Here is a 26,298-nt window from a genome sequence, read left to right on the forward strand (position 1 = left end):
GTTAGAAACGAGGCTCTTCCGATCCGATCCGTATTTAATGAATATAGGTGCCTGAGACGGGGCGACTCGAGGGGAGGGGACGAACGCGACGCGTCTGAACGCTTGGACGAATCAATCCGATCGGCCAGTTTCGCCGTACGCGAACGAGACTGGATCGACCGATGGACGACCGACGGGCGCAACCGACTCGAGCCGATCGAGGTAGTCGTCGAGCGAGAGGGCGAACTCGCGGGCCGGCGGGAGCTCCCGCCAGGCGTACTCGAACTCCATTCCTCGCTCCTCGCCCTCGCCGGTGACGACGTGGGTCCAGGCGTCGCGGTCTTCCTCGACGGAGACGTGAAAGAAGTGGCGGCGGTAGAGCTTCGGCGGCGAGAGCCGGCGCACCCAGACGTCTTCGGCCAGGCGGCTGATCGATTCCAGCTCGGTGAGCCCGCTCTCCTCTGCGACCTCCCGGCGGAGCGCCTCGAGGGGTGACTCGCCGGGTTCGATCGTCCCCTTGGGGACCTGGAGCCCGTCGTGGCCGGTCGCCTCGAACGTGAGCAGTTCGCGATCGTTGCGGGTGATGTACGCACAGACCTTGGGGACGCACGGCACCTCGGTTCCAACCATAGAACGAACCTTTACGACCGTCCATAAAACCCTTTCGAGGGTTGAAGCTAGCCAACTATATATTCCTAAAGGATGACGACTAGGCTCGAAACTAGGCAACTAGGATGGAAGACGAAACTCTCGTATCGAGGTCGACACGGCCGACGAGACGACGACTCCGCCCCTGCGGGGAGGACTGAAGCCCGTCGGCGTCGAACGAACCGACGTGACCGACAGCTACACTACCGACGCCGGAAACGCGGCGATCCCGGCGCTCGGATTCGGCACCGCCAGGATGACCGGCGACGAGTGTCGACAGGCGGTCGCGGCCGCCCTCGAGGCCGGCTACCGCCACCTCGACACCGCCCAGATGTACGACAACGAGGATGCGGTTGGCGACGCGCTCGCGGCGAGCGACGTCCCCCGCGAGGACGTCTTCGTCGTAACCAAGGTCGATACGGGCAACCTCGCGTCCGACGACGTTCTCAAGTCGACCCGCGGGAGCCTCGAGCGTCTTGGTGTCGAGACGGTCGACTGCCTCCTGATCCACGCGCCTCGCGATCACACGCCTCTCGAAGAGACGCTCGGTGCGATGAACGAATTACAGGAGGAGGGACAGGTCGACCATATCGGCGTCAGCAACTTCTCGGTCGAGCAACTCGAGCGCGCCCGGGAGCTTTCGACGACGCCGATCGTCGCCAACCAGGTGAAGTACCACCCCTACCACCGACAGGACGAACTGCTCTCGTACTGCGTCGACAGCGACGTCTGCCTGACCGCCTACAGCCCGCTGGCCGAGGGTGCCGTCGTCGGCGACGACCGCCTCGCGGAGATCGGCGAGCGCTACGGCAAGTCGGCCTCCCAGGTCGCACTGCGGTGGCTCGTCCAGCAGCCCGCCGTGGCGGCGATCCCGAAGGCTTCGAGTCGCGACCACCTCGAGGCGAACGCCGAGATCTTCGACTTCGAGCTCTCGAGCGAGGAGATGCGAACGGTGTTCGAACTGACGGATCCGCGTCTCACCGCGAGGATCGCTTCCAAGCTCGGCTTCAACTGAGGCTCGTGCAAGAACTTATCCGGCTCACCCGTTACTGAACGAATATGTGCGACGGTGTGGGGGCACCTGACGAGGCTGACCGGGAGAGCGCGACCGGAGGAGTCCCGCCGGAGCAGTATCGAACGGTAGTGAACGCGATCGGCGACGGCATCTATCAGCTCGACGCCGACAACCGGTTCGTCGCGGTCAACGACACCGTTCTCGAGTGGACGGGGTACGATCGGCAAGAGCTGCTCGGTGAGCACGTCTCGGTCGTTTTCGACGAGTACGATACCACTCGTTTCGAGCGGGAACTCCACGAGCGCCTCGAGACCAACGAGAACGCGGACGCGACGCTCGATCTCGCGATCGAGACCGTCGACGGTGACAGCCTCCCCTGCGAGGCCCGGTTCAGCGTCCTTGAGGAGGGCGGCGAGTTCGAGGGCGTCGCCGGCGTCGTCCGCGAGACACCCGACCGCGAACGCGATCGGCCGACCTCCGTCTGGGAGACGGACGACTCGATCTCGTCGGTTATCGACGAGGCCGACGTCGGCGTGTTCGTCCTCGACGAGTCGTTCGACGTCGTCTGGGCGGACGAAACCGTCGAGACGTACTTCGGCATCAAGCGAAACGACGTCATCGGGCGGAACAAGCGAGCGGTCATCGGGGAGACGATCCGCGACCGACTCGCCGATCCGGAGGGGTTCGCGGAAACCGTCCTGGCCACGTACGACGACAACAGCTCCGTCGAGCAGTTCGAGTGCCGAGTGACGGCCGGCCCCGGCCGCGAGGGGCGCTGGCTCGAACACCGGAGCAAGCCGATCGAGTCCGGTCGGTACGCCGGCGGTCGCGTCGAGCTGTACTACGATATCACCGACCGAAAGGAGTCACAGCGGGCACGCCGCGAGAGCGAGCGGCGGTTCGAGTCGCTGGTCACCGCGGTCGACGAGTACGCCATCTTCATGCTCGATCCCGAGGGACGGGTACGGAGCTGGAACGAGGGGGCGAAACGGATCAAGGGGTACGACGCGTCGGAGATCCGCGGCGAGCACTTCTCGGTATTCTACACCGACGCCGATCGGGCAGCCGACGTTCCGGCACGAATATTGAAAGAAGCCAGGACGGAGGGGACGAGCGAGAACGAGGGCTGGCGCGTCCGCGCGGACGGCTCGACGTTCTGGGCGAGCGTGACGCTCACGGCGATCAGGGAGGATGGTGAACTCCAGGGGTACGCGAAGGTCACCCGCGACATGACCGAGCGACGGGAGCGAGAGCAGCAGCTCCAGCACGAGCGCGACCTAGTCGAACGGATCCTCGAGACGAGCCCGGTCGGCATCGCGGTCGTCAACCCCGACGGGTCGACCAGTCGAGCGAACGAGCGGATGGCGACCCTGCTCGACGTGTCGCCGGACGAGAGCGAGGAGTACGCTGCGGGCCAACATGACATGTACGACGGGGACGGGTGGCTGCTCCCGGTCGAGGAGCGGCCCGCGGGCCGCGTCTTCGAGACGGGAGAACCGCTGTACGATCTGGAGATTCGCCTGGACCGACCCGACGGCCAACCGACGTGGCTGTCGATAAACGCCGCTCCCATCGGCGTCGGCGGAGGGTCCCCGGAGCAGGTCGTCGTCACCGCGACGGAGATCACCGACCTCAAAGAGCTTGCGGAGCGCCGAAAGCACGAGCTCGAGGAGCGTGAAAAGGAGCTGGCGGCGGTCAAACTCGCGACGAGCTTGCTCGAGACCGGCGACCGATCGGTCGAGGAGCTGCTCGAGGAGTTCGTCGCGCAACTCCCGCAGTCGTTCCGGTTCCCCGAGCGAACCGCCGCGCGGATCTCGTTCGGAAACCGGGAGGCCGTAACCGGAACGAACGAATCGTTCGAACGGATGATCACCTCCCGTGCGAGCACGGCTAACGGAACGCCGATCACGATCGACGTCGGGTTCACGGCCCCACCGTCCGAGGAGGAGACGAACGCGTTCATCGACGAGGAACAGGAGCTGATCGACACGCTCGCGACGCTCGCGAAGTTTCACTTCGAGCGCCGGGAGTACATCGACGAGCTCCGGGCCGAAACCCGACGCCTGGAGCAGTTTGCCTACGCCGCCAGTCACGACCTCCAGGAGCCGTTGCGGATGGTCTCGAGCTACCTCCAGCTCATCGAGCGGCGGTACGCCGACGAACTCGACCAGGACGGCCGGGAGTTCCTCGCGTTCGCACTCGAGGGCGCCGAGCGGATGCGGAACATGATCGACGGCCTGCTCGCCTACGCCCGGGTGAAGACGCGGGGCGATCCGCTGGAGCCGGTGGATCTCGACGCCATCCTCGAGGAGGTCCGATCGGATCTCGGGATGCGAATTGCAGCGACGAACGCCGACGTCACCGCCGATCCCCTGCCCACCGTCGAGGGCGACGAGAGCCAGCTCCGGCAGGTGTTTCAGAACCTGCTGGACAACGCGATCGAGTACAGCCACGGCCCGCCCCGGATCCACGTCTCGGCGGAACGACGCGGCCCGAGGTGGGAAATCTCGGTTCGCGACGAGGGGATCGGCATTCCGGCCGACGAGCGCGGGCAGATCTTCGAGATGTTCCAGCGTCTGCACGGCCGCGGCGACCACGACGGCACCGGGATCGGCCTCGCGCTGTGCGAGCGGATCGTCGAACGCCACGGCGGCGAGATCTGGGTCGAATCCGAACCCGGTGAGGGGTCGACGTTTTCGTTCACCCTTCCGGCCGTCGGTGGGTGATACGGATTGCTGTGGCGGTTTACTGACGCAACCACCGTTCGGCTCGCGGTTGCGCCGGAAACGACGTACAGTAAATCGTATGAGATCGTCGCCGGAAGGACAACACTCAGGCCCCGCGGGCTCGAACCCGCCTCCCGATGCATATCGACCACGCGGGGATCGCGACCGACGACGCCGCGGAGCTTGCGGCGCTGTACGGCGAGCTGTTCGGCCTCGAAACTGTCCACGAGGAGACGTTCGATGGGATGACGGTCGTCTTCCTCGACTGCGAGAACGGCTACCTCGAGCTGCTCGAGCCCGTCGAGGACGGCACGATCGCCAGCTACCTCGAGGCGAACGGACCGGGGATCCACCACCTCGCGCTCGCGACCGACGACATCGAGGCCGCCCTCGAGCGTGCCCGCGAGCACGACGTCGCCCTCGTCGACGAGCAGCCCCGTCCCGGCGCGTGGGGCCACACGGTCGCGTTCTTGCACCCGAAGGACACGGGCGGGATCCTGCTCGAGTTTGTCGAGCACTGACACGGTTTACTGTACGTCAGTCCCGGCGTAACCGCGACCCGTGCGGCGGTTGCGCCGGGACATCGTTACAGCAATCCATATGAGTCGCCCCATCGTTCGGCACCGCCGAGAGCAGCGCTGAGCGCTCGAGCCGACAGCTATTTCGAACCGGTCGGCAGGAAAAGGTCGGGGACGCGGAAACGGACCGACGTTCGGCGCTAGTAGCCGAGCAGCCGCAGGATGATTCCCAACACGATCCCCGTGAGGCCGACGAGGATCCCCACGCCGGGGATGACGGGGATCGGCAGGAGACCGATGCCGAGCACGATCGCGAGTACGATGACGATTGTCGAGATTCTGACCATACCCGTAGTATTCCACGTTGTCAGGTAGATGTTGGGCTTGCTATCTCGTTTTTCTCGGAGAACACGGGTAGAGAAGTGGAGTCCACTTCGGGCCGCCCTCCGGATAGAGACGAGAATGGACGGAGGTGTGAAAGCCGCTGCTGTGAGCGGTGGCACTCGCTCCTCACGACGTCTTCCGTCTACCGTAAATCGAACTCCTCGTGGAGTTGCGCTTCGAGGTGTTGAACTATCATAAGTACGTCAGTTATCTCCGTATCGATCTCTTCTATCTTCTGCTCGAGATCGATGAGTCGATTGGGGATGTTCCGCTCCACTTCGGCTACCGGGAACTGCCCACCTTCGCGGTTGGTGTAGTATAGTTTGTCGTCAAGAACGTGGGCCTCAACACGCTCGTGCCAGGCTAATTTTTCCAGTCGTGACGTAACCAGCGCGATCCGAGATGCTCTGGCAGAATCCTTTCCACCGAGCAACGTTTGCGGAAACACCTCCGGTTTTTCATCTGTGAGATAGCCCGTCACTTCTGCTGGTCTATAGGCCTTCTCTGCATTCTCTTGGAGGTACCTCTCAATCTCTACCTCTATACAGTCGGCCCGTTTACTTTTGTCCCAACAGTCTGATTCAATATCGACCGGCATCGTATCACTTTCCTCCACCCACCGTATATTAATGCTAGTCTATCTTTCGAATTAATACGAACATATAAATAAGTTGTTTGAGTGGGGTGCTGTAGATTTCTCCTCGTGTCTGGCAGCGCAGTACATGATACAACAGCGGGCCATCCGGCTCGTTACGACGGAGTACTCCCGTCTCACCGCACCCGGGTCCTACAACAACGATCTCCCACTACAGAACTGGCTCAAGGAGACGCTGGAGTGGCACTTCTCGTGGTTCAGCAACGGAGGCATCGCGGTGGCCCTGTACATGCGCGACAGGCCATCACAAAGCCGTAGTCTCGGTTAGCGTCCGAAACGGAACGAATCGACGAGTGCCGTCGAACGCAGACGGAGTCGGTTTCGCGATCGTTACACCGCTCGCTCGAGGGAGACTCGAAAGCTGTCGCGGAAAGGGCGACAGACGACAAAACTTTTGGGACGGCGACGAGGTGTGAGGATGATGGCCACCGAGACCGATGATCGGGTCTACTACGTGATCAGCGACCTCCACATCGGCGGCGACGAGCAACTCGAGGACGTCGAGTTCCTCGACGAACTGCTCGAGTTCCTCGAGCGACTCGAGGAGACCGACGAGAACGCCGAGCTGATCATCAACGGCGACGCGTTCGGGCTCTGGGAGTTTACGACCGTCGAAGGAATCGAGAAGTTCGAGGTGCTCGAGCGCACCTATCCGACGCTGTTTGAACAGTTTCGGGCGACCGGCGAGAACGTGCCGATCACGCTATTGCCGGGCAACCACGACCACGAGCTGGCAGCCTACGACGAGTACGTCGAGCGTTTCGCCGAGTACAACGTCGAGCTGGTCCAGGACCGATGGATCAGCCGGGAGATCGGCGATCAGGCGATCCACTTCGAGCACGGCCACCAGCACGACGCCAACAACCGGATCGAGGACTGGGGCAACCCCCACGCGACGCCGCTCGGCTACTACTACAACACCCTCGTGACGAGCCGAGCGGGCCAGCTCTCCGATCGGGGACGGTACAACTGGATGAAAGACGTCCAGGCGGTGACCCCAACCGAACGGATGCCCGTCTGGCTCCTCTCGAAGTACTTCTACCGGGAGATGAACCCGCTGTTGCGGTACTCGATGTTCCCGTTCCTGTTGCTGTTCAACATCAGCGTCATCCTCGCGGTGCTCGCGGGGCTCGATCTCGCGGGGATCTGGTCGATGCCCGTCGACCGAACCGAAGCCTTCCTCGGCCAGTTCGGTGCGGCCGGGACGGCGGCCTGGTTCTTCCTCGCGCTGAACGTCACCGTCGGCGGGCTGCTGACGCTCGTCGGGATCCCGCTGTACTTCATCCGCCGGGATATCCGGAAGACCGTCGACCGCTTCGGCGTCTTCGAGACCGAACTCACCGTCGATCCCCAGCAGCCCTACGAGAGCGCTGCCCGCGAAATCTTCTCCGAGCAGCCGGGAACGACGATCTTCTGCTACGGCCACACCCACCGACCGGGCGTCCGCGAGGTCGACGGCGGGCTGCTGGTCAACACCGGAACCTGGCTCAAGCGGCTCCACCGCCGGGACGGAATCATTGGGCTCCTCCCGCCGGTGTTTTACCCGTCCTACCAGCTGCCGGCCGTCCGCATCTCGGCGGACTCGGAGGGCGTCGCCGTCGAGTACGAACGGATGGCAAAGCCCAGCCCGGCTTCCGAGGAGCTGACTCGCACCGAGCGGTTCTTTACGGTCGGCCGGGAACCCGAACCGGATCTGCCCGACCGACACGTCGTCGAACCGCCACGCGAGAAACAGGTCGCGGAAGCGACTGACTAATCGTCAGTCCGCGCTTTCAGTCGGTCGGCTGTGGCTCCCGTAGTGAGAACGGCGGGCCAGGAGGACGAACGGAACTACCGTCGCCAGCGTCACGACCAGCAGTAGCTCCGTCCCCACGGAGAGCCCGACCAGGACCGAGACGTCGGCGTAGAACGTAAAGAGCAGAAACGCCGGGAAGACGGTCCCGATCGTGTACCGCCAGGGAACCACGAGCGGGCTCGAGATCGGTCCCGCACCGTTACGGAGCTCCTCAACCGCTTCCGGTCCGAGGACCCAGGCGGTGTAGATCATGAACCCGGTTAGCCCGAGCACCAGGAGCAGATCGACGAGGTGGTCAGCGAACAGGGTAAACACGGCGGGACTGAACGCGTTTACGCCGCCGGTGACCGCGACCAGGGCGAACAGTCCGCGAGTCGCGGTCGAGCGCTCGAGGTCGAACTCGTCGACCAGGAACGAGACTGGGATCTCGAGCATGCTGATCAGACTCGTGAGGGCCGCGAGCAGGACGACCAGGAAGAAGACGGTTCCGAGGATGCGACCGCCGGGCAGGTTCGCGAACGCGCCGGCGATCCCGACGAACAGGGCGCCGGGGCCGCCCTCCGTCGGCCCCGCAGCGAACGAGAACAGCAACGGGAACAACACGAGCCCGGCCAGAATTCCGACACCGAGGTTGAGTACGGCGATGGCCGAGGCGTCGAGGGGAAGCGAGCGGTCGTCGTCGACGTAGGATGCATAGGTGATCATCGTCCCGCCGCCGATCGAGAGGGTAAACAGCGCCTGGCCGGCGGCCGATCCGAGCACCGACAGGAAGTTCTCCGTGAGGTAGGCGCCGTCGAATCCGAGGTAGAACTCGTACCCTTCCGTGGCTGCGGGTTGCTGGGCTGCCCAGATCGCAAGCGCGGCGAGGAGGAAGACGATCCCGGGCAGCATTATCTTCGTCGTCGCCTCGATACCGCGTCTGATCCCCGCGGTGACGATCACCGCAGTGGCCGCCAGCACCACCAGCTGGTAGCCGAACGCCTCGGGCCCGTAGCTGATCGCCACGAAGTGGGCCTCCGGATCCGCGAAGTACGCGCCCGTCGCGCTCTCGAGAAAGTACCGGAGGATCCACCCGCCGACAACGCTGTAGAACGACATCAGCAGGATCGCGGTGACGACACAGAGCATGCCGAGCGCCGTCCAGGCCCGCGATCCCGCGAGCGAGCTGAACGCCCCGACCGGGTTCCGGTTCGAGCGCCGGCCGATCACGAACGCAGCCAGTAGCCCGGGAACGCCGACGAAAAGGACGATGAGCAGGTACAACAGCAGAAAGGCGCTCCCTCCGTTCTCGGCGGTCATCCACGGGAACCGCCAGATGTTCCCCAGTCCGATCGCGCTCCCGACCGCGGCCAGGATGAACCCGGCCCGGCTCGCCCAACTCTCTCGTGCCATTCTGTCTCGGGCGAGCGGGTCGCCGCGCATAAGGATTATCGTTAAATTGAAATTAACTATCGTAATGATTACCCGGAAACCGAAATATTTGCTTCAGCGGACGACCAGCCCAGTATCTGATCGTAGATCTATTGATGTATGGAGTTTTAGATTTTGCTCGCGACTCGAGTCGAAAACCGAAACGATCGCGACGGATCCGTCCGGCCGTCAGCTTTCCCGGGGCTCGTCCGTCAGTTCGGACCAGTATGTTCTCCTTTTTTTATCATTGCTAACTATTATCGAGAGGTTCGCCGAACGTACTCGACGGAGTGATAGTACGTGACTAAGAGACGACTTTCGAGACGCGGGTTCGGAGCACTGGGCGTGAGCGCGGCGCTGTTCGCCGGTGCCGGGCGGGGCGAAGGCGGGTTCGACGTCGACGCGGGCCTCGAGGATCCGAGCGACCCTCACTCGCTCGACGGGAAGAGTATCGGCTTCTACGTCGGCAGCGAGCTCACCGAGGACGGATCGACGCTGCTTGGGGGATTCGGCCACGAGCCCTCGAGCCACTGGCTTGAAGTCGTGCCCCGTCAGGACCACGGCGAGGACGCGACCGTGACCGTCGGTGTCACCGAGGACGCCGACATCCCCGGCGAGCTGACCGAGATTCCCCAGGCAGAGACGACGAACAAGTACGTCGCCTCGATGTACTCGGAGTGGGCGGGGTTCCCGCCGCCGCTGACCAACGGCGGGCTCAACGAACACGGCGTCGCCGCCCGCGATATCTGGTCGCCCTCGCGGGCCGAACTCGTCGAGCTGGCTGAGGAGGAGGCACCTCAGACTGGCCCCCAGTACTCCGACCTCGCGAAGGCGGCGATGGAGCGGGCCTCAAGCGCCCGGGAGGCCGTCGAGGTCGTCGGCGGGCTGATGGACGAACACGGCTACTCGACCTACGGCGGGAACTCCCACCTGTTCGCCGACGAGGACGAGGGGTGGGTGTTCATCAACTTCGCCCACCCGGACGGCGATCTCTGGGCGGCCGAACGGCTCGGCGCCGACGAGGTCCGGGTGTCGTACTTCGGTTATATCCGCGAGTTTCCCGTCGATCACGAGGACGATCCGGACTTCATCGGCTCGGATCGGCTAGTCGACTTCGCAGAGGAACAGGGGTGGTGGGACGGCGGGGGCGATACCCTCGACCTGTTCGAGGTCTACGGCCTGGGAGAGTTCCCCGCCGAGGCCGACGAGTACGACGCCCCCGAGTTCTACCAGGATGCACGCTATCCGCCCGAACGGGAAGCGGAGCTCCGGGAGCTGGCGCCGGTCAGCCTCGAGGACATGCTCGCGCTGGTGCGAGACCCACGCTGGTCGACCGACCACGCGGGCTACGGTCAGGTCGCCCACCTGCGGCCCGATACCCGCGAGGAACTCCATACGCTGTGGACCGCCGTCACGAGCGCCGCGACGACGCCGTACGTCCCGATTCCCGTCGGCGTCGAGTCGGTCCCGCCCGAGTTCCGCCAGCACCGGTATCTCACCACGAACTCGGCCGCGAACTTCCTCGACGAGGAGTGGAAGCTCCAGGAGGCCACCCGGTACGCCACACGGGAGTTCAAGCGCCTGCTGTACTTCACTTCTGCCGATCCCGAGGCGTTCTACGCCGACGTCGTCGGTGCCATCGAGGGGTTCGAACGAGAGGTGCTCGCGGAGCGCGACGCCGTCGAGACCAACGCTCGCGAACTGTTCGAGGCCGGCGAGGATCGGGCGGCCTGCGAGTACCTCACCGAGGACACCTCGCGACGGCTGCTCGAGAGCCTGCGACTCGGGACGACGCTGGCGATGGACGTCGAGGCCGACCTCCGCGAGCGTATCGAGATCCCGAAACCCGAGGGCAGACCCGAGCCGGGCGAGACGACGCCTCCGACCAGCCAGTCGATGGACGAGGGTCCCGACACCGAGAAGGTCCACGTCTACAGCGAGGACCTTCACGCCGACTACCCGCGAGAACACGGGGCTTACACCGACGAGGCCGGCGGTGTTCGGGACGGGCGCTCGAGGCCGGCGCCGACGCTCGAGGACGAGTAGCTCGGCGCTTCGGATGAGACTTTCGAACACCTCCTCGGAACAGCGGTGCAGGTTACACCGCTTGACCACCGATCGAACAACCTGCAGTGCCGGAGTTCCGTACGTCACGCCCGCGCATCCCGGTCTCAGACCGGAGACGTTCGCTCGAGGTCCTGTTCGAGGACCGCATTGACGACCGCTCCGAGGAGAAGGAGGGTACTGGCGAAGTACAGCCACGTGAGAAACAGCAAGACACCGCCGATGACTCCGTACGCCTCAAACCCGGCTGCATATCTGCTGTACAGCTGGAACCCGGCCTGGAGAAACAGCCACCCGACGGAAACGACGAGCGTTCCCGGCAGCGCCGCGCCGAGACTCATCTGCTGCGGTGGCATGACGTAATACATGGGGAGAAACACGATCGTGAGCCCAACCACCAGGACGGTCCAGCCGACGAGATCGACGTACGGAAGCTCGACGATGGTCGGACGACTAATGAACGTTCCAACGCCGACCATGAGACTGACGCCGACGCCGACCAGCCCTAACACTACGACTCCGTCGAGGATTTGGCGTGTGAACGGCGTTTCCACGTCCGCCGCGTAGACCTCGTCGAACGCCATATCGATCGCTCGAACGACTTTGACCGCCGACCACGCCAAGCCGAGAACGCCGAGGATCGACGCGCCGACTTGCCCCGATTGGTTCTCGAGCGTCTGATTTACGATCTCGCGGCCGGACGCCGAGAGATGTCCTTCGACCGCAGCGATGATTCGCTCGGCGAACGCTTCCTCGCCGACGAATGATCCAATCGCCAGCGTTAGCAGTAGCAACGGGATGATCGAAAAGAACGCATAGTACGCGATGCTGGAAGCGTAGAACGTGATGTGTTCGTCGCTCGCTCGCGCGGCGATCGTTCGGATACTGTCAAGCCGACTCATACCGAGCGTACAGGAGGGTCGAAAAAATCGCTGGGCGTGGACGTTGCAAGGCAGCCCGCCGAAGAGGGACGAGGGTGGCTGCCCCCCACCTCTCATACGGTTTACTGTACGTCAGTCCCGGCGTAACCGCGACCCGTGCGGCGGTTGCGCCGGGACATCGGTACAGCAATCCGTATCAGAGCCCGCGTTCACAGCACCCTCGCTCTCAAAAATACCGACCGGGATCCGCGCTGTCGAGACGGACCGCTCCGACGCTACTCCTCGCGGCGCGCCTCGAGCACCAGCTCGGCGATCCGGTCGGGCTCCTCGGTTGCCAGCCGGAGCACCGCGTCGTGGATCTCGCGGGTCTCCTCGTCGACGACGTCCTCGCGAGCCAGCGTCGGCGTGATCGTCGTCCGCAGCTTCTTCTCGAAGGCGTCCCAGGTCTCGCCGCGGGCGTACAGCGGGCGCTGGCGGACCGCGTCGTACTCGAAGGCGGGGCCGCTCTCGGCGGGCGAGTCGGTCGTCGATTCGGCCGCGCTCGCGGATTCTTCCGTCGAGGACTCGAGCAACTCGCCGGCGGACGCGGCCTCGGCCGTCCCCTCGTCGTCCTCGACGTTCGGCGATTCGGCTGTCTCGGCCTCGAGGTCGTCGAACGGGTTGCTCATCGGTCGACACCTCCGTTCGCGACGATCCCGGCGAGTTCCTCGTAGGCGGCGATCTGGTCGGAGTCGGGCGCGTAGTCCTGGAGGGGTTGTTCGTGGCTCAGCGATCGGGAGAGCGCCGCCCGGTGGCGAATGCCCGGCTTCGGGGGCTCGAGCTCGCCGGCGTCGATGCGTTCGAACTCGTCGGCGGTGATCCGGGCGAACTCGGGGACGACCTCCGGCAGCGGCTGGCCGGGATTGACCTCGTGTTCGGCCGTGTTCAGGCTCTCGAGCAGCTCCCGGGCCTCGGTGCGCTGGTCGATGCGGTCCTCGAGTTTGTTGGGGACGATCGCGAGCACCTCGACGTCGATGTACTCGCGGGCGGGCTCGATCAGCCGCTCCATCGTCCGCTTGTAGCCGCCGATGGCGCTCGAGCCGGGCTCGATCGGAATCACGACGTTGCCCGTCGCGACCAGGGCGTTGTTGTTGAGCATTCCGGGGTAGGCCGGGCAGTCGAAGACGACGTAGTCGTAGGCCTCGCCCAGCAGAGGGTCGACGATCTTGGACTTGACGCGGGCCGATCCCTGCATCGCGCCCGCCAGTTCGGTCTCGACGTCCTCGAGGGAGTCCGAAGAGGGCAGCAGGTCGAACCCGTACTCCGTCTGTTGGATGATATCGTGGGGCGTGGCATCGCCCTCCAGGATGACGTTTCCGAGATCCGTCTCGCTGTGGTAGGCCTCCTCGAACCCGAGGCCGTTCGTCGCGTGTCCGTTCGGGTCCAGATCGACGAACAGCGTCGATCCGCGCTCCGCGAGCTGCCGTGCGAGGTTGATCGAGGTCGTCGACTTTCCGACACCGCCTTTCAAGATGACTACGCTTACCGCGCGTGGCTCGTCTGTCATGGTGTATTCCCATCCACTGATTGAGAGCTCCCTACTCGTCCGTGAACGTCACTCTCAGCGGATACTGGACACAGCTGATGAGAGGCACATAACCCTGCCGACTTCGATACAATAGCTTACATAGCTCCAATAGGTACAGTAGCTAAGCTACCTATTGTACCATGGATCGCTGACTCGAGCCGTCTCCGACGTGTCGATCTCGTCGCTTCATCGGAGACCCGCAAACTCTTTTGGTAGCAGATGGCCTAGGTCCGATCATGTACGTCCGAGACGCCAAAAACAGGGAGGAGGTCTGGCTGCTCGACCACATCGAGTCGATGGGGCTCGACGATACGGCGTTTCGCTCCCGCGACTACGTGGTCGCCGTCGACGAGGTCTCCGGCCAGAAGGCAGGGTTCGGACGGATTCGGATCCACAGGACCGACCCCGAGGAGGAGGGGCCGACCGAAGTCTGTGAGCTGACCAGCATCGGCGTCCTCGAGGGATGGCGCGACCAGGGCGTCGGCGCCCACGTCGTCGAACGGCTGCTCGAGTATGCCGGCGACGAGGGGTTCGACACCGTCTACGCGCTGACGAGCGAGAGCGCCTACCTCGCCCGGTTCGGCTTCCGCCGGATCGACACCGAGCAGCTTCCGGCACCGCTCGAGAAGCGCCACACGGAAAAGCGCGAGCAGATCGACCCGGACGCGGTGCCGTTAGCGATCGAGGTCGAGCGGTTCCGGATGCCGGAGCGGCTTCGGGAGGCGTTCAAGCAAGCGACGGAACAACCCGAAGAGGAGGACGACGACGAAAGCGCCGAGGACTTCGGTATCGACCCGGAGACGGCGACGTACAAGTACGATACGGGTCGGTGAGGCTTAGGCTCGCGTGTCCTCGACCGCCGGTGTTCCGTCCTCGACGCCCTCGTACTTGTCCTCGAACTCCTGGATGAGCTGGCCCATTTTCGCGTACCAGTCGTTCAACATCCGCTGCATGTCGTTTGCGATCTGGGTCGGGTCGGTCGGGTAGTAGACGTGGTAGTAGCCGCCCTGGTCGTAGTTGACCTGCTCCTTCTGGATGAACCCGCTCTGGAGCAGCCGCTGGATCGCTCGGTACGCCGTCGAGCGCTCGCGGTCGACCCGCTCGGCGACCTCGTCGATCGTCAGCGGCTCCTCGCTCTCGACGAGCGCCCGGAAGCAGTCCTTGTCGAGCTGTTTGAGACCGTGGATACACTCGAGCAGCCCCTCGCACTGCATGTCCTGCTGGAGTTGTTCCGCCATCGAGTTTGCCATTACTGAATCGAAGTAGGAGCCCCGCCGGTATAAGGGTTGTGCGAATATTGTACAAAGTCGAGGAACCGTTTCGTGTCCCGTCGAGCGCCGGCCAAAACGCCGTGCTCGGGCCGATCGTCGTCGAAGGCGTGGTCGTGTTACCTACGAGATCCGGCTGCGGAAGCGAGCGGGATTGACGTATTCAGTTTCAGACAAGATGACCGAAGAGCGACCGTCGACAGCGTACCAGTGTTCTCGTTTGGATACCGCCACCCTCGCCGACCGACGCGACGACGTCCCGAGAGACCGATTCTTGGAATTGTAGAATTTGACCAAGACTTATTCGGCGAGACGGACGACCTGCTAGCAGAGGCCATACTCATGACACGATCGAACGAACCGACGACGTACGAACTGACGGGCGAGCGGCTCAGTCCGAGACGGACGCGAATCGACACCGGCGACGCCGAGTTCGTCGTCGGCAAGGACGTCAACCCCGTCGAGTACTTCCTGGGTGCGGTCCTGGGCTGTCTGAACTCGACGGCGACGATGGTCGCCCGCGACATGGATCTGTCCATCGAGGAGATGAACCTACGGGTCGAGGGCGACGTCGACTACGCCAGCTACCGCGGTGAGCCCTCCGACGCTCGTTCCGGACTGCAGGATCTGGAGGTGACGATCGCGGTGGAGGCGGACGCGGACGACGAGACGCTCGAGTCGTGGCTCGAGGCCGTCGAGGACCGCTGTCCGGTCACCGATAACGTGGAAAACGAGACGTCGCTCGAGGTCGCCGTCGAGTCGGCCTGAAGCGGCCGTAGCGCATCGACAGCCACACATCAGCCGTCGAACCGGAGCAGCCGCAGCCCGATCAGGCTGACCAGCACGGTCGAACCTTCGTGGCCGACCACCGCGACCGGCAGCGGGATTCCAGCCGTGAGGATCGCCACGATCATGATCGCGATCGCGCCGAACGCGATGGCGAAGTTGATGTACAGCGTTCGCCGCGTCTCCTTGCTGAGTGCGAACGCATACGGTAATCGGTCGAGTCTATCGGACATGAGCACGATGTCGGCCGTCTCGAGGGCGACGTCGGTTCCCGCGCCGCCCATCCCGATACTGATGTCCGCCGTCGCGAGCGCGGGGGCGTCGTTCACCCCGTCGCCGACCATCGCGACGGCCTCGTGGCGCTCCTGGAGCGCCTCGATGTGGTCGACTTTTTCCTCGGGAAGGAGCTCCGCGTACACCTCGTCGATCCCGAGCTCCTCGGCGATGTACTGGGCGACCCGTTCGTTGTCGCCCGTGAGCATGACGATCTGCTCGACGCCGCGCTCGCGAAGCCGTTCGATGGTCTCGGCCGCGTCGGCCCGGATCGTATCGCTAAAGGCGAGCCAGCCGAGCACCCGCAGGCGATCGTCGGTTTCCTCGACGACGAGGACGCTCGTCTTTCCGCCGTGCTCGAGGTCGCGGACGGCGTCGAGACCGGCCTCGAGCCCGTCGACCGATCGTCCCTCGAGTTCGGTCCGGACGTACCGGGGGTTGCCGATGTGAATCGTTCTCCCCTCGACGGTCGCGTGAACGCCCTTGCCGACGACCGCCTCGAACCCGGTCGCCGCGGGGATTTCGAGGCCCCGCTCTCGGGCGGCCTCGACGGTCGCCTCGGCGAGGTGGTGCTCGGACCGGGACTGCACCGCGGCCGCGATGGCGAGCAGTTGCTCGTCGGTCAGCGACTCCCCAGCGACCAGTTCGCCGCGAATTGATCCACCGTCGCCGGAGACGGCGCCTCGAGCGCTCACGTCGGTCAGCCGGGTGTTGCCCTCCGTCAGAGTCCCGGTCTTGTCGAAGGCGACGGCGTCGACGTTGCCCGCCGTCTCGATGTGTTCGCCGCCCTTGAACAAGACACCCTGTCGGCCGCCGGCCGAGATCGCCGAGAGCACCGCCGCCGGCGTCGAGATGATGACCGCACAGGGCGACGCCGCGACCATGAGCGTCATCGCGCGGTAGAACGTCGGTTCGAACGAGTGGTTCAGCACCGTTATCGGGAGCGCGACCGCGACCGCCGTCATCGCGAGGACGCTCATCACGTAGGGCTGCTCGAAGCGGTCGATGAGCTGCTGGGTCGGCGCCCGCTTCTCCTGGGCCCGCTCGACCATGTTGATGAGCCGGGAGATCGCCGACTCCTCCGCTTTGCGGGTGACCTGCACCTCGAGACTCCCCGTCTCGTTGATCGTCCCGCTGAACACCTCGTCGCCAGGTGCTTTCGTCACGGGAACGGACTCGCCGGTGAGCGAGGACTGATCGACTGTGCTCTCGCCGGCCTCGACGACGCCGTCTAACGGCAGCCGATCGCCGGGGCGAACGACGAACACGTCGCCGACCTCGACGTCGTCGATCGGCGTCGTCGTTTCCTGACCGTCGCTGAGGATCCGGGCCGACTCCGGGCGCATCTCGATGAGCGACCTGATCGCGGTTCTCGATCGGCCGATCGCATACTCCTCCAAGACGCCCGACAGCGAGAACAGAAACAGCAACATCGCGCCCTCGAACGGGGCGCCGATAAACAGCGCGCCGAGCGCCGCGAGGATCATCAGGAGGTCGATCTCCACTGCGGGCTCCTGGAGAGCCCTGACGCTCTCTTTGAGTCCGTACCAGCCGCCGAAAACGTAAGCGACCGCGTAGCTGCTCCACACGAGCGACTCCGGAGCGCCGAACCACCCGCCGAGCAGCCCGGTCACCATCCCGAAAAAGGTGAGCACGACGAACGCCGCTTGCCGTCGGACGACCGGTCGCTCCGCCGGTTCCGTCGACCGGTCTGACGCGGCTGAAACCGCGCTCGAGAACGTCTCCATACTACTACTCGTACCGTCGATCGAATAAGTATTCGTCAGTGGACGACGCACCGCGACGTCCTCGGGACGGGACGGTGGTGGCTTCGATCGTCGTCACTCCCCGTCCCTCCGGAGCGTCCGTCGCCGTCGCTCGAACTCCTCCTCGGCGATTTCCCCGCGAGCGTAGCGTTCGCGGAGGTCCTCGAGCGCCCGGCCGGAGGTCCCCGTTCGGTCGCGTGCGGTCGAGCCCCCGTCGCGGCTCGCGGCCCAGGCGGCCGCGATCGCGAGCAGACCGACCGCCAGCAGCGGCCAGAACAGCCAGCCCCAGCTTCCCCAGCCGCCCATCGTTCCGCCGTGGCCCTGCGCGACGGCGGTTCCCGTCATGCCGACGAGGACGGTGACGGTCGCCACGAGCGCTGATACGTCCCGTCCGAACCGTTCGCGTGCGGTCGTCATGACTTGATCACGTTCGAACATACGATATTGTGGCATATAGGAATAGACGTAAGTTCCCAGCGAGCCGGAAGTATCGAAGGAAGCGTCTTGAGGAGTGCTTCTTACCGCGGCTCGACAAGTCATTGCCGGCCAAAAGTCGGTTACGAAGCCTATGTATTGTCCCATATATACATAGCTGTTATATCTGACAAGCGCGTACCGTCGTTCGACGATGAGCGACACTGCCGACGACGAGCGAGCGCAGATCCGCGAACGGAAGAAACGGGAACTGCAGCGTCGCCTCGAGAACGGCGGCGACCCGAGCGAAGACGGAGTGGAGACGCCGGCCGAGCCGATCGCGATCGAGGGGCAGGGACACCTCCAGGACGTCGTCGACAGCCACGACGTCGTCCTCGTCGACTGCTACGCCGACTGGTGTGGCCCCTGCAAGATGCTCGAGCCGACGATCGAGTGGCTGGCCGCCGAAACCGACGCCGCCGTCGCGAAAGTCGACGTCGACGCCCACCAGCGGCTGGCCCAACAACTCGGCGCTCGGAGCATCCCGACCCTGGTGCTGTACGTCGACGGCGAACCGGTCGAGCGACTGCTCGGGGCGCAAGACCGGGCGACGCTCGAATCGCTGATCGAGCGACACGGTTAGCTATAGTAGGCACTGAACGTCAGTGCGCGCCCGATCGCACGATGGCTGTGTGGTCGGTGTGCAAACAGTTTCAGTTGCTACTATAGTACCGGAGCGAGCGACCGCGTGACAGCGTCGGCCGCGTGACGATACACCGAAAAGGCTCCGCTCGAAAGGACGAATAATGAAGGTCGGTATCGTCGGAGCTGGGATCTCGGGTCTCTCGCTCGTTCACGCGCTCGAGAAGCGAGACATCGACGTGACGGCGTTCGAGGCGCGCGAGGAGCCCGGCGGGGTCGTACGAAGCCGACACGTGGGTGACCACGTCGTCGAGCTGGGGCCACAGCGGCTCCGGCTGACGCCGGGGCTCGAGTCGATGGTCGACGACCTCGGGCTCCGCGATCGGCTGGAGTTCGGCGACGACGACCAGCCGATCTACGTCTACCACGACGGCGCGCTGAAGGTGGCGCCGCTGTCGGTCCGGGAGGTGCTGACGACCGACCTCCTCTCTCCTGCGGGAAAGCTCCGAATGCTCCTCGAGCCCCTGATGGGACCGCCACGGCCGGACGAGACCGTCGACGACTACCTGGTTCGAGCGTTCGGGACGCAGGCGGCACGTCGATACCTCGGGCCGCTGTACAGCGGCCTCTACGGGACCGATCCTCGAGATATGCTCGTGGAGTACTCGCTCGGACGCGTCCTCGAGAAGGCCGGCATCGAGCGAAGCGTCCTCCTGTGGATCGCCAGGAAGCTGCTCGAGGATCGCGAGACGCCGCCGATGTGTACCTTCGAGGACGGGCTGGGAGAGCTGACGAACGGGCTGTACGAGGCCCACGCCGACTCGATCCACCTCGAGACGCCCGTCGAGTCGATCCGCGAGCGGGCGAACGGGTACGAGCTCCACACCGCCGACGGGAGCGAGCGCGTCGACGAGATCGTCCTGACGGCGCCCGCCGAGATCTGCGCCGAGTTGCTCGCGCCGGTCGATTCCGAACTGGAGGCGACGCTGCGCCGGTTCAACTACAACCCGATCGGGATGGTCTTTCTCGAGTCGACGTTCGACGGCACCGGGATCGGAACACTCGTCCCGCCGGGATCGGACGTCCGGATCAGCGGCCTGACCTGGAACTCGAGTTTCCTCGACCGGGACGGGCTCTTTACGTGCTACATCGACCCGCTGAGCTACCCGGCGCTCGCCGAGGCAGACGACGAGGAGCTGGGACGGGTCGGCGCCGCCGAGTTCGAGCGGATCACCGGTGCTCCGGCGACGCCGATCCACGTGCATCGCTGGGAGCCGGGGATGCCCGCGTACGACCGCTCGTGGACGGCGACGGACGACCTCGAGCTTCCCGACGGAATCCATCTCTGTACGAACTTCGTCGACCGACCCGGGATCCCAGGACGTATTCGAACCGCCACGGCGATCGCCGACGAACTCGCCGGCGAGGCGACACCCGCCAAATGAGGGGGCGAGCCGGGCGTGATGGGTACCAGCGGGAACGGAGTCGGGTTCCGCCTTCGAAGTACCTATACCGGCACCGTCCTAACGGCCGGCTATGACAACCGGCGTCGTCCTGTTGAACTTCGGCGAACCGGCCGTACCGGACCGCGATACGGTACTCGAGTACCTCACCCGGATCTTCTTCGACAACGCCGATCTCGAGGAGGCCGACTCCGAGGAGGCCGCCTGGGAGCGCTCGCGGGAGCTGGCCGAGCGGCGGCTGCCGAGCCTGATGGAGGAGTACGAGGAGATCGGCGGCTCGCCGCTTCAGGAGCAGGCGGGCGCCCAGGCCGACGCCCTCGAGGACGCCCTGACCGAGCGCGGCCACGAGGTCGAGCTCTACCACGCGATGCAGTTCATGGAGCCGCTGATCACCGACCTCCCGGCAACGCTGGCCGACGACGGGATCGACTCGGTCGTCGCCGTCCCGATCTACCCACTGTGTGGCCCCTCGACGACGGTCTCGGCGATCGACTCACTCGAGACCGCGATCGAGGACCGCGAGGGGTACGAGCCGGAGTTTACGGCGATCACCGGCTGGCACCGGGTGCCCGCCTACAACCGGCTCAGAGCCGAGGGGATCCGCGAGTTCGTCGACGAGGAGGGCGTCGACCTCCGGGGTCCCGACACCGCGTTCGTCTTCTCCGCACACGGAACGCCGAAGAAGTACCTCGCGGAAGGCAGTCGGTACGACCAGTACGTCGAGGAACACGCGTCGGCGATCGCCAGCATCCTCGGGATCGACGACTACGAGATCGGCTACCAGAACCACGCCAACCGCGGGATCGAGTGGACCGAGCCAGAGACCGAAGACGTCGTCGAGGGCCTGGAGGGCGAAGCCGAACGCGTCGTCGTCGAGCCGATGAGCTTCATGCACGAACAGTCCGAGACACTGGTCGAACTCGATATCGACCTGCGCGAGGACGCTGCCGACGTCGGGCTCGAGCTTCACCGGGTTCCGGTTCCCCACGACGATCCGCGGTTCGCGACGCTGCTCGCCGACACCGTCGAGCCGTTCCTCTCGGGCTTCGAGCCGTCGTACTACCAACTCCGCCAGTGTGAGTGTCGGCCCGAGCCGGGCACGTACTGTTACAACGCCGGACTGCCACCGCATTGACCTCCTCCCACGACTTCAGTCGTGGGATTCCTCCGTCGGGATGTCGGATTATGCCGACTCCACGGAGGCAACTTTTCCCACCGTACGGCGGGTACTCCGGTCTGTGGGATCTTCTTTGGGACTTGCCCTCGCGGGAGAGTATGATCTCTCTGACCAGTCGTGGTCGTCCCACTCGAAGCACACGGGCTGGGCCATCAGCCCGGCTTTCATACCAGTCTCGCGTTCGAGGAACAGTTGACTCGCCTTTAGATCGGCGTGTCCCTCAAACCCACAAACACAGCGGAACAAGTCGCCGTTCCGCTCCGTCTCTTCACGTTCGCCACACTCTGGACACTCTTGGGTCGTCCACGACTCGGATTCTTCGACAACCTCGATCCCATACTCTTCACAGACACAGTCGAGGCGGTCGATGAACCGACGGTACGCCCAGAAATTGTGCGTCTTTGCGTTTACCTCAGGCATCCAGTGCGTCTTCAACACATCTTTGATGTCGCCGATATACACGGTTGAAACGCCCTCGTCGTACAGGCGCTCGACGAGGTCGCGGACGAGTGCGTCTTGGGCGTGGTCACGACGCCCGTACATCGTATCGTACAAGTGGTCAATCCGCTCACTTGTTCGCCGCTGGTCGTCGATTTTCGCCTGCAACTCTGCGATTCGTTCGGTCGTTTCACGGAACCGTTCGAACGGATGGGAGCCGCAGTACAGGTATTGTGAACCGGTTGCCGTGGTGCAGGCGACGAGGTTGTTGGCACCGATGTCCAGAGCGGCTGTTTCATCAGCCAGTGGAGTTGCCCGTGCATCATCAGAAACAGTCACGGGCTGCGAAGCTCTGAAGGTGCTGTCGGTCTCGTCGTACCACAGGTCCAACCGGCCCTGTTTTTCGTACTCGGGCCAGTTCGGCTCGCCAGCGAGTTCCAGTCGGAGACGCCCAGTGTGATCGTACCGGTCTTTCAACTTGGACCCGACCAGTATTTCGAGCCGGGATCGCTCGCCCCATTCGACAGTGTACGACGTGTTGCGGATGACAGTGTGGAGTTTTCGACCATCATCTTTGTTGCCCCAGAACCCCGGTGGAGTGGGGTTATCCGTGATCGAGGTATCGGAGTCGTCGTGGTATTTCTTCTTGTTTTCGAAGAAGCCGCGCCACGCTTCGCTGTTTTTGCGGATCACTTGTTGGGCGGTGGACGCGCCGAGAATATCTTTGTATTTCCCTTCGAGACTGCCGGTGTCAGCGTCCCACACGTCTTCATTCTCGTATCCGTCTTCGTCTTCGTATCGGATGAGGCGTTCGTAGTTGGTTTCGTTCCAGAGTGCGGCAGACGCATCCAACAGGTCCCGTAGCAGTTGCTCTCCAGTAGGTGAGAGCGGGCGTACGGCGAACGTGTTGGTGCGCTTCATCGCTGTCTCCCTTTCACCCTACAGATATAAATATCTATGTTTTATCTATTACGCTATGACCAACAACATCCACATCGAGGTCGACGACGACGAGCAGTATGAGAAAATGCAGCGGCTCAAGGACAAGCACGGACTGACGTGGAAGGGATTGCTGGTACAGGGTATGAAGCGGATCGAAGAAGATGATCTGTAGCGTGGGACATCCCGCAGGCGGATACCGTGGTTTGATTCAGCAGTGACGGATTCACCCCACGACTAAAGTCGTGGGATCTCTCCTGCGTTCTCTGTAGGACTCGCTCGAGTACTGCTACCGAGTCCGAGAGTCGTCGGCTCCGAGGAGTCCGGGAGTCGTCGACTTCGAGGAGTCCGATTGGAACATGCGATCGAGCCCACAGTCGCTCGTTGCCCAAGCGGGCCAGGAGACGTGCAAGATCCCTCGCATCCGGGAGTAGTAGCATCCTTCTTTTGAATGGCAGTCGGCGAGTACAGGAGAACGCAGATCAACCATGCCGTTGTAGCTCGACGAGATGACCACGACGAGGGCGATACTCTTCGATCTGGACGGAACGCTGCTCGAGTGGCGTCGCGGCTATCGCGAAATTCTGACCGAGACGTTCGAATCGGTAGTAAACGAACTGCGAGCGGAGTGGATCGAACAGTACAACGACGCCTTCTTCGAGTCGTTCGAGGCCCACGAGCCGAATCCGGTGAGGCGAGCGTTCGCCAGCGTCACCGGCTGTTCGAGGCCGGATCAACTCGCCGAAGAACTTCGTCGGCAGGAGTCTCAAGCCTGTTGCCCTCCGGAGGGCGCGTACCGCGACCTCGAGAGACTGTCGACGGACTACTCGCTTGGCGTGCTCACGAACGGCGTCCCCGAGTGGCAGCGGTACAAACTCCGCGAGCACGACCTCGAGCGCTACTTCGACGCGGTCGTGGCGTCCTACGAAACAGGCGCGCACAAACCGAACCCGGCCCCGTATCGGACCGCCGAACGGCGTCTCTCGGCCGACTCCTACGCAATGATCGGAGATGACGAGACGGACGTCAGCGGCGCCGAAAACGTCGGGTGGATCGCACACCAATACGAGGGTGGTGGGTTCGGAGACGTCCCAGCGGTCCTCAAGCTGGAGTGATCGATCGAGGGTTTGCGGACGGACGACGGTTCGCTTGCCGATCCGTGAGTGTCGATCTCGAAGGTGGCTCCCGCAGGCACCCTGGATCCCGGATCGGTCGCTCTACACCTCGCGCGAGACCGATTTCGCCGCTTCGAAGAACGCCTCGACGTTCTCGACGGGGACGTTACGGTCGACGCCGTGGCCCAGGTTCAGAATGTGCCCCGCATCGCCCGCGGCCGCGATAACGTCTCGAGTCCGCTCCCGAACGGTGTCGGGATCGCCGTACAACAGGGCGGGATCGAGGTTCCCCTGGATCGCCACGTCGCCGAGTTCCTCGCGGGCCTCCTCGAGTTCGACCGTCCAGTCGAGGCTGACCACGTCCGCGCCGGTATCCTCGAGCAGTTCGAGGTTACCGCTGACGTTGCGGACGAAGGCGATCGTGGGGACGTCGACCGCGTCGACGATCTCCTGGTGGAGCGGCAGGAGGAATCGTCGGTAGTCCGCGGGCGAGAGCAGGCCGCCGTAGGTGTCGAACAGCTGGATCGCGTCGGCGCCCGACTCGACCTGGAAGCGGACGTAGTCGACGATGATGTCGGTAAACGCCCGGAGCAGGCGCTCGAACGCCTCCGGGTGCTCGGCGCGCAATCGGCGGACGTCCATGAACGACCGCGAGGGGGTTCCCTCGCAGACGTAGGCCGCGAGCGTGAACGGCCCTCCAGTAAAGCCCAGAACCGCGGCTTGCTCGCCGAGTTCGTCGCTCAGCCGCTCGAGCAGTTCGCCGACGTACCACAGTTCCTCCTCGACGTCGCCCCGCTCTCTGTGGGTGTCGTCCGGGGACTCGACGGGGTTCTCGACGACCGGGCCGACGCCGGACTCGAGATGATAGGAGAAACCCAGGGGCTCGAGCACGGTGAGAATGTCCGAGTACATGACGATGCCGTCGGGCCGGAACCGCTCCCAGGGCTGGAGGGTGATCTCGGTCGCGATCTCGGGCGTCGAGATCGCCTCGAGAAACAAGTAGTCCTCGCGCAGTTCGCGATACTCCGGGAGGTATCGGCCCGCCTGTCGCATCATCCACACCGGCGGGCGTTCGGTCCGCTCGCCACGTGCCGCCCGGAGGAATAGCTCTTCCATGGCCGATGGTTGGCTGCTCGAGCGCCTAATAGTTGCGAAACCGGGCGATGGCTCCCCTTCGGGACGGGCCTCAGCGAGCCAGCAGGGTCATCGTCCCGTAGCCGAGGCCGAACGCGAGGACGAACGAGCCGATCCAGGCCAACACTGTGACGCCCAGCTTCCGGGGGCTAACGCCGGCACCCCCGCCAACGGCCAGCCCGGCGCCGATGACGGCGCTGACGATGATCTCGTTGAACGAGACGGGAACGCCGAGCAGGACCGCCGTCTGGGCGATGAGAAAGGAGGGAACGAGCGTCGCGATCGATCGGCGCGGACCCAGCGAGGCGTACTCCCGGGAGACGGCCTTGATCATCCGCGGCGCGCCCGTCCAGGAGCCGACGAGGATTCCGACCCCGCCGCCGAGCAAGACGACGATAGGCGAGACCATCGAGACATCGTCGAGTAGCGGGAGCAGCGGGCCGACGGCGAGTCCGACCTGGCTCGCCCCGGCAGAGAACGCGACGAGCCCCCCGAGGACGAGCAGGAACCGTCGCAGCCCGCCCGCCTCGTCCCGGGTGACGTCCCACCGAACGGCGAGCGCCGCGAGGACGCCGGCGCCGAGCGTGAGCGCGCCCGCGACGACGGGACCCTCGAGCGGCAGGGCGTCGACGCCCGTCGCGACGAGGGTTCCCCGCTCGAAGAACGCGAACTCGAGGTTGGCGACGACGGCCCCGACGAAGCCGGCGAGCACCGGGACGCTGTCGCGTTCGGCGACGTCGGAACGCGGGAGGACGCTGGCGATGGCGTAGGCGAGCCCGCCGCCGACGAAAGGGGTTAACAGCCACACGACGCCGATCTCGGCGTACTTCGCCCACGCGAGATCGCCGCCCAGCGCGATGCCGACGCCGATCACCGCACCGGTGACGGTAAACGCCGTCGCGATGGGGTAGCCGGTGTGGATCCCGATCGCCATCAGCCCCGCGCCGATCAGCAGGACGACGATGACGCTCGAGGCGGGCAGCGAGACGCCGTGGATCAGATCACGTCCGACGGCCTCGGAGACGCTCGCCCCCTGCGTGACGGCCCCGGCGAAGCCGAGGAGGCCGACGACGAAGGCGGCCCGCATCGTCCCGATCGCGTTGGCGCCGACCGCGGGCGCGAAGGGGGTCGCGCCGCTCGAGCCGGCACCGATAACCCAGGCCATGAATAGACTCGAGACCGCGGCGACGGCGAACAGCAGGATCGTCGTTGGATCCATCGTGTAGCTGGGAGCGTGAGAA

At 64.5% G+C, this 26,298-nt stretch carries 25 protein-coding genes; 12 read left to right on the top strand and 13 right to left on the bottom strand.

The window, feature by feature from the left end; all coding sequences use genetic code 11:
* Nucleotides 1-111: 111 nt before the first annotated feature.
* Nucleotides 112-609: an NUDIX domain-containing protein gene (locus QA600_RS18025; RefSeq protein ID WP_278293316.1), complete on the bottom strand. Its 498-nt coding sequence runs from the start codon at nt 607-609 to the stop codon at nt 112-114.
* 205 nt (nt 610-814) lie between these two features.
* On the opposite strand from QA600_RS18025, the gene QA600_RS18030 reads away from it, so the two are divergent.
* From QA600_RS18030 to mce, 3 genes are all read left to right on the top strand, one after another.
* The gene (locus QA600_RS18030) at nt 815-1,642 is read left to right on the top strand and encodes an aldo/keto reductase (RefSeq protein ID WP_278293317.1); all 828 of its coding nucleotides are present in this window, start codon (nt 815-817) and stop codon (nt 1,640-1,642) included.
* A 44-nt stretch (nt 1,643-1,686) separates the two neighbouring features.
* A complete protein-coding gene (locus QA600_RS18035; protein WP_278293318.1) occupies nt 1,687-4,368 on the top strand; it encodes a PAS domain S-box protein in 2,682 nt (893 codons plus the stop codon).
* A gap of 137 nt (nt 4,369-4,505) precedes the next feature.
* The gene (gene mce, locus QA600_RS18040) at nt 4,506-4,889 is read left to right on the top strand and encodes a methylmalonyl-CoA epimerase (RefSeq protein WP_278293319.1); all 384 of its coding nucleotides are present in this window, start codon (nt 4,506-4,508) and stop codon (nt 4,887-4,889) included.
* A 197-nt stretch (nt 4,890-5,086) separates the two neighbouring features.
* Here mce and QA600_RS18045 read toward each other — a convergent pair whose 3' ends face one another.
* Together QA600_RS18045 and QA600_RS18050 are read right to left on the bottom strand one after the other, a co-directional pair.
* Nucleotides 5,087-5,233, bottom strand: coding sequence for a hypothetical protein (locus QA600_RS18045; protein WP_278293320.1), 147 nt, complete (start codon nt 5,231-5,233; stop codon nt 5,087-5,089).
* A 179-nt stretch (nt 5,234-5,412) separates the two neighbouring features.
* Nucleotides 5,413-5,868, bottom strand: a complete 456-nt coding sequence (locus QA600_RS18050; protein ID WP_278293321.1) for a hypothetical protein — start codon at nt 5,866-5,868, stop codon at nt 5,413-5,415.
* Nucleotides 5,869-6,346: 478 nt separating this feature from the next.
* Between QA600_RS18050 and QA600_RS18055 the strand changes: the two genes are divergently transcribed.
* On the top strand, nt 6,347-7,681 hold the full coding sequence (locus tag QA600_RS18055) for a metallophosphoesterase (protein WP_278293322.1): 1,335 nt from the start codon (nt 6,347-6,349) through the stop codon (nt 7,679-7,681).
* Nucleotides 7,682-7,684: 3 nt separating this feature from the next.
* On the opposite strand, the gene QA600_RS18060 is transcribed toward QA600_RS18055, so the two are convergent.
* The gene (locus tag QA600_RS18060) at nt 7,685-9,112 is read right to left on the bottom strand and encodes a sodium-dependent transporter (protein WP_278293323.1); all 1,428 of its coding nucleotides are present in this window, start codon (nt 9,110-9,112) and stop codon (nt 7,685-7,687) included.
* A 318-nt stretch (nt 9,113-9,430) separates the two neighbouring features.
* Between QA600_RS18060 and QA600_RS18065 the strand changes: the two genes are divergently transcribed.
* A complete protein-coding gene (locus QA600_RS18065; protein ID WP_278293324.1) occupies nt 9,431-11,176 on the top strand; it encodes a C69 family dipeptidase in 1,746 nt (581 codons plus the stop codon).
* A 125-nt stretch (nt 11,177-11,301) separates the two neighbouring features.
* Here the strand turns inward: QA600_RS18065 and QA600_RS18070 are convergent, their stop codons facing one another.
* The 3 genes from QA600_RS18070 to QA600_RS18080 all read right to left on the bottom strand — a co-directional run bounded on the left by QA600_RS18070 (nt 11,302) and on the right by QA600_RS18080 (nt 13,621).
* Nucleotides 11,302-12,096, bottom strand: a complete 795-nt coding sequence (locus QA600_RS18070) for a YihY/virulence factor BrkB family protein (RefSeq protein ID WP_278293325.1) — start codon at nt 12,094-12,096, stop codon at nt 11,302-11,304.
* A gap of 254 nt (nt 12,097-12,350) precedes the next feature.
* Entirely contained in the window at nt 12,351-12,743 is a 393-nt protein-coding gene (locus tag QA600_RS18075; protein WP_278293326.1) for a hypothetical protein, read from the bottom strand.
* On the bottom strand, nt 12,740-13,621 hold the full coding sequence (locus tag QA600_RS18080; protein ID WP_278293327.1) for a ParA family protein: 882 nt from the start codon (nt 13,619-13,621) through the stop codon (nt 12,740-12,742). The genes QA600_RS18075 and QA600_RS18080 overlap by 4 nt, the downstream gene beginning before the upstream one ends.
* Before the next feature lie 257 nt (nt 13,622-13,878).
* Here QA600_RS18080 and QA600_RS18085 point away from each other — a divergent pair, with 257 nt between their 5' ends.
* Entirely contained in the window at nt 13,879-14,475 is a 597-nt protein-coding gene (locus QA600_RS18085) for a GNAT family N-acetyltransferase (RefSeq protein ID WP_278293328.1), read from the top strand.
* Between the two features lie 3 nt (nt 14,476-14,478).
* On the opposite strand, the gene QA600_RS18090 is transcribed toward QA600_RS18085, so the two are convergent.
* A complete protein-coding gene (locus QA600_RS18090; RefSeq protein WP_005559330.1) occupies nt 14,479-14,892 on the bottom strand; it encodes a helix-turn-helix domain-containing protein in 414 nt (137 codons plus the stop codon).
* Nucleotides 14,893-15,252: 360 nt separating this feature from the next.
* Here QA600_RS18090 and QA600_RS18095 point away from each other — a divergent pair, with 360 nt between their 5' ends.
* A complete protein-coding gene (locus QA600_RS18095) occupies nt 15,253-15,678 on the top strand; it encodes an OsmC family protein (protein WP_278293329.1) in 426 nt (141 codons plus the stop codon).
* Between the two features lie 29 nt (nt 15,679-15,707).
* On the opposite strand, the gene QA600_RS18100 is transcribed toward QA600_RS18095, so the two are convergent.
* Nucleotides 15,708-17,717 (bottom strand): heavy metal translocating P-type ATPase, encoded by a 2,010-nt coding sequence (locus QA600_RS18100; protein ID WP_278293330.1) that lies wholly within the window; start codon nt 17,715-17,717, stop codon nt 15,708-15,710.
* Nucleotides 17,718-17,810: 93 nt separating this feature from the next.
* Nucleotides 17,811-18,152 (bottom strand): SHOCT domain-containing protein, encoded by a 342-nt coding sequence (locus tag QA600_RS18105; RefSeq protein ID WP_278293331.1) that lies wholly within the window; start codon nt 18,150-18,152, stop codon nt 17,811-17,813.
* A 211-nt stretch (nt 18,153-18,363) separates the two neighbouring features.
* On the opposite strand from QA600_RS18105, the gene QA600_RS18110 reads away from it, so the two are divergent.
* The 3 genes from QA600_RS18110 (at nt 18,364) to hemH (ending at nt 21,389) form a co-directional block, all read left to right on the top strand.
* Nucleotides 18,364-18,792, top strand: a complete 429-nt coding sequence (locus QA600_RS18110; RefSeq protein WP_278293332.1) for a thioredoxin domain-containing protein — start codon at nt 18,364-18,366, stop codon at nt 18,790-18,792.
* 163 nt (nt 18,793-18,955) lie between these two features.
* A complete protein-coding gene (hemG, locus tag QA600_RS18115; RefSeq protein ID WP_278293333.1) occupies nt 18,956-20,236 on the top strand; it encodes a protoporphyrinogen oxidase in 1,281 nt (426 codons plus the stop codon).
* 91 nt (nt 20,237-20,327) lie between these two features.
* Nucleotides 20,328-21,389, top strand: coding sequence for a ferrochelatase (gene hemH, locus QA600_RS18120; protein ID WP_278293334.1), 1,062 nt, complete (start codon nt 20,328-20,330; stop codon nt 21,387-21,389).
* A 48-nt stretch (nt 21,390-21,437) separates the two neighbouring features.
* Here hemH and QA600_RS18125 read toward each other — a convergent pair whose 3' ends face one another.
* The gene (locus tag QA600_RS18125; protein WP_278293335.1) at nt 21,438-22,790 is read right to left on the bottom strand and encodes a transposase; all 1,353 of its coding nucleotides are present in this window, start codon (nt 22,788-22,790) and stop codon (nt 21,438-21,440) included.
* Between the two features lie 55 nt (nt 22,791-22,845).
* On the opposite strand from QA600_RS18125, the gene QA600_RS18130 reads away from it, so the two are divergent.
* Nucleotides 22,846-22,983: a hypothetical protein gene (locus QA600_RS18130; protein WP_276255537.1), complete on the top strand. Its 138-nt coding sequence runs from the start codon at nt 22,846-22,848 to the stop codon at nt 22,981-22,983.
* Between the two features lie 334 nt (nt 22,984-23,317).
* Nucleotides 23,318-23,923, top strand: coding sequence for an HAD family hydrolase (locus QA600_RS18135; RefSeq protein ID WP_278293336.1), 606 nt, complete (start codon nt 23,318-23,320; stop codon nt 23,921-23,923).
* Between the two features lie 102 nt (nt 23,924-24,025).
* On the opposite strand, the gene hemE is transcribed toward QA600_RS18135, so the two are convergent.
* Both hemE and QA600_RS18145 read right to left on the bottom strand, forming a co-directional pair.
* Complete coding sequence (hemE, locus tag QA600_RS18140; RefSeq protein ID WP_278293337.1) at nt 24,026-25,039, bottom strand: uroporphyrinogen decarboxylase; 1,014 nt, start codon at nt 25,037-25,039, stop codon at nt 24,026-24,028.
* Nucleotides 25,040-25,109: 70 nt separating this feature from the next.
* Nucleotides 25,110-26,276 carry an inorganic phosphate transporter gene (locus QA600_RS18145; protein WP_278293338.1) on the bottom strand — a complete coding sequence of 389 codons (1,167 nt, stop codon included), beginning with the start codon at nt 26,274-26,276 and terminating at the stop codon, nt 25,110-25,112.
* Between the last annotated feature and the right edge of the window lie 22 nt (nt 26,277-26,298).

The sequence above is a fragment of the Natronococcus sp. A-GB1 genome (assembly GCF_029688845.1).
Classification (GTDB): domain Archaea; phylum Halobacteriota; class Halobacteria; order Halobacteriales; family Natrialbaceae; genus Natronococcus.